The sequence below is a fragment of the Streptomyces sp. NPDC006458 genome, assembly GCF_040612135.1.
Lineage (GTDB): Bacteria > Actinomycetota > Actinomycetes > Streptomycetales > Streptomycetaceae > Streptomyces.
In genome coordinates this window covers 1-2537 of sequence record NZ_JBEXPR010000087.1, presented here as the reverse complement: position 1 = coordinate 2537, position 2537 = coordinate 1, and the positions used below count along the sequence as shown (strand labels likewise).

The following is a 2537-nucleotide window of genomic DNA, read 5'->3' as shown; positions in this document are numbered from 1 at the left end:
ACCGGCGACCTGATCACCGACCAGCTGACCGACCCCGGCTACTGGGTCCAGCACGTTCGCGGCGCCGTCCGCTTCCACGACGGCATCCGCACCCTCCACCGCGAAGGCGTCACCCGCTACCTCGAACTCGGACCCGACGCCATCCTCACCGCCCTCACCCGCCAGATCCTCGAAGACGAGGACAATCTCGTTCTCACCCCGGCCCTGCGCGCCCGCCAGCCCGAGACCACCACCTTCGCCACCTTCCTCGGACACACCCACACCGCCGGCATCCCCATCGACTGGCACACCTACTACGCCGACACCGGCGCCCGCCACACCGACCTCCCCACCTACGCCTTCCAGCACGAGCACTACTGGCTCGGCTCCGGTAGTGACACGGGCGACGTCACCTCGGCGGGACTCGATTCGTTCGGGCACCCGGTGCTGGCCGCCGCCGTGCAGGTGGGTACCGCGGACAGCTGGCTGTTCTCCGGGCGCGTCTCCCGCGAGACCCAGCCCTGGATCGAAGACCACGTCGTCCTCGGGGCACTGATCGTCCCCGGCGCCGCCCTCGTGGAACTCGCACTCTCCGCCGGCCGACACACCGGCACACCCGTCCTCGAAGAACTCGTACTCGAAGCCCCCCTCGTCCTGGACACCGACTCCACCCGCCAACTCCAGGTCATCGTCGGAGAACCAGAGGAAGACGGACACCGCCAGATCGACCTCTACTCCCGCTCCGGCTCCGAAGCCGTATGCCACGCACGCGGCCGACTCGCCACCGAAACCACCACACCCGTACGGGGACTGCCCACCGCCTGGCCGCCCACCGGAGCGACCCCGATTTCCGTGGACACCCTTTACGCGGAACTCGCCGACGCCGGATACGAATACGGCCCCCTCTTCCAAGGCGTACAGACCGCCTGGCGCACCGACGACGCCGTGCACGCGGAGATCGCCCTCCCCGAGGGAACCCCTGTCGACGGCTTCGCCATCCACCCGGCACTGCTGGACGCCGCCCTGCACGGCGGCCTCGAATGGCTGAACAGCGGGCCCGGCAACGCCACAACCGCCCTGCCCTTCGCCTGGACAGGCGTCAGCCTGACCCAGACGGCGGGCACCCGGATCCGGGTACGGATCACCCGCGCGGGCGACGACGCCCTGCGCATCGACCTCGCCGACACCGACGGCACGCCCGTGGCAACCGTCGACACCCTCACCTTCCGGCCGGTGGCACGGGCCCAACTCGGTGCGGCGGCCGGTCGTGACGCCGGGCACGAGTCGCTGTTCCAGGTGGAGTGGGTCCCCGTGGTCCTGCCAGAGGCGGGAGCGCCGTTGCGGGTCGAGCGGATCGGTGGGGACGCGTACGCGGATCTCGCGGCACTCGCCGATGCGGTGGCGCACGGGGTTCCGGTGCCGGAGCTCGTCGTCGCCGAAGGCGTACGCTCCGCTTCGGCTCAGGAGACGACCGAGCACGCGCTCGCTCTGCTCCAGGAGTGGCTGGCGGCCGACGCCTTCGCCGACGCCCGCCTGATCGTCGCCACCCGCAACGGCATCGCCACAGCCGCAGGCGAAGCCCCCGAACTCGCACAGGCCCCCGTCTGGGGACTCGTCCGCAGCGCCCAGTCCGAACACCCCGACCGCATCCTCCTCGTCGACCTCGAAGACGACACCGACACCACCACCCCCGACTGGGCCGCACTCGCCGGCCTCGACGAACCCCAACTCGCCCTGCGAGCCGGAGAACTCCTGGCTCCTCGTCTGAGCCGGGCGGCCCTCGCCGGGACTCCGGCGGACGCGGCCTGGCGCCTCGGGGTGGCGGAGAAGGGCTCGCTCGAGGGGCTGGCCCTCGTGCCTTCGGGGGCAGACCGGCCGCTGGACGCCCACGAGGTGCGGGTCGGGGTCCGGGCCGCGGGCCTGAACTTCCGCGACGTACTGATCGCGCTGGGCATGTACCCCGGTGAGGCCCCGCTCGGCAGCGAGGCCGCCGGCGTGATCCTCGAGGTCGGCTCCGGAGTCACCGACCTGGCACCGGGCGACCGCGTGATGGGCCTGGTCCTGGACTCCTTCGGACCGATGGCCATCGCCGACCGGCGTCTGGTGGCGCCGATCCCCGCAGGGTTCACCTTCGCCCAGGCGGCCGCGGTGCCCCTCGTGTACCTGACCGCGTACTACGGTCTGGTCGACCTCGCCGGCCTGCGCGCCGGCGAACGCCTCCTGGTCCACGCAGCCGCGGGCGGCGTGGGCATGGCCGCCGTACAACTCGCCCACCACCTCGGCGCCGAAGTCTTCGCCACCGCCTCCACCCCCAAATGGGACGCCGTCCGCGCCCTCGGCATCACCGACGACCACATCGCCAACTCCCGCGACCTCACCTTCCGCGAACACATCCTCAACACCACCGACGGCAACGGAGTCGACGTCGTACTCGACGCACTCGCAGGCGAATTCGTCGACGCCACCCTCGACCTCCTCCCCCGCGGCGGCCGCTTCATCGAAATGGGCAAAGCCGACATCCGCGACCCCGAAGTCATCGCCAAACAATGGCCCGGAGT

1 protein-coding gene is annotated in these 2537 nt (G+C 71.3%); it reads left to right on the top strand.

Going from position 1 to position 2537, the window contains the following annotated elements; all coding sequences use genetic code 11:
• On the top strand, positions 1–2537 hold a 2537-nt coding region (locus ABZZ79_RS39645), incomplete at both ends, for a polyketide synthase dehydratase domain-containing protein (protein ID WP_356697542.1).